1 protein-coding gene is annotated in these 1434 nt (G+C 66.7%); it reads left to right on the forward strand.

Features of this window, described 5'->3' with window-relative positions:
• Positions 1 to 57: 57 nt before the first annotated feature.
• Positions 58 to 1401, forward strand: a complete 1344-nt coding sequence (locus NR073_RS10995; RefSeq protein ID WP_095354206.1) for an IS256-like element ISMlu11 family transposase — start codon at positions 58 to 60, stop codon at positions 1399 to 1401.
• Positions 1402 to 1434 lie beyond the last annotated feature (33 nt).

Here is a 1434-nt window from a genome sequence, read left to right on the forward strand (position 1 = left end):
GGGCGTGTCAGATGGTCTGTGTAAGCCGTACCGAGAGGAACGGTAAGAATCATGACCATGATCGACGAGAAGAACCCAGGCGAGCCCTCGGGCCAGGACCTGGTCGAGCAGCTGAAAGCCTCAGGGCAGCTTGATTCCCTGTTCGCGCAGATCGACGCGGGCGGCGTCGAGCTCACCGGTGACGGCGGGTTCGTGCCCGCGCTGGTCAAGGCCGCGCTCGAGCGGGGCCTGCAGGCCGAGCTGACCAGCCATCTGGGCTACGAGAAGGGCTCGAGCGAGGCGCTGAAGCACGCCAACTCCCGCAACGGGACCACCCCGAAGACCGTGGAGTCCGAGGTCGGGCCGATCGAGCTGGACGTCCCGCGAGACCGGGGCGGGTCGTTCACCCCGCGCCTGGTGCCCAAGGGCCAGCGGCGCCTCGGGGGCCTGGATGACATGATCATCAGCCTCTATGCCGGCGGAATGACGATCCGGGACATCCAGCACCACCTGGCCTCCACGATCGGCACGGACCTGTCGCACGAGACGATCTCCAACATCACCGACGCCGTGAGCGAAGAGGTCCTGGCGTGGCAGTCGCGGCCGCTGGAGGAGTTCTATCCGGTGATCTATCTCGACGCAATCCGGATCAAGATCCGAGAGAACAGCCAGGTCCTCAACCGTGCCGCCTACATCGCCGTCGGCGTGGACCTCGAGGGCATCAAGCACGTGCTGGGGATCTGGGTCCAGGACACCGAGGGCTCGGCGTTCTGGGCCCACGTCTGCGCCGATCTCGCCAACCGGGGCGTGCAGGACGTGCTGATCGTGTGCTGCGACGGGCTCAAGGGCCTGCCGGAGGCGGTCGAGGCGACGTGGCCGGACTCGATGGTCCAGACCTGCGTGGTTCACCTGATCCGGGCCGCGATGCGGTTCGTGGCCTACCAGGACCGCAAGAAGGTCGCCGCCGCGCTGAAGCCGATCTACACCGCCCCCAACGAAGAGACCGCGAGGAAGGCGCTGGCCGAGTTCGAGGCCTCCGAGCTCGGCACGAAGTACCCGTCTGCAGCCGCGACCTGGGCGAACTCCTGGGAGCGGTTCATCCCGTTCCTGCAGTTCCCACCCATGCTCCGCAAGGTCATCTACACGACCAACAGCATCGAGTCGCTGAACTTCCAGCTACGGAAGGTGACCAAGAACCGCGGCCACTTCCCCTCGACCGAGGCGGCGGTGAAGCTGCTCTGGCTGGCGATCTGCAACATCGAAGACAAACGCGCCGCCGAACGCGCTCGGGACCGGGGCAAACCCGCCGGCCAGCGCAAAGCCCAGGGCCGGCTCGTCGAAGGTCAGGCCGTCACGAACTGGAAGCAGGCCCTCGCCCAGCTCGCCGCGGCCTACCCCGACCGGATCAACCCCTACCTGTGACCACCCCGCTTACACAGACAAGTTGACACGCCC

It is taken from the genome of Micrococcus sp. Mcc28, from assembly GCF_024519775.1.
GTDB lineage: Bacteria > Actinomycetota > Actinomycetes > Actinomycetales > Micrococcaceae > Micrococcus > Micrococcus luteus.

Excerpts from the sequence above, each read along its gene's own strand:
- NR073_RS10995 (WP_095354206.1), top strand. The coding sequence starts at position 58 with ATGATCGACGAGAAGAACCCAGGCGAGCCCTCGGGCCAGGACCTGGTC.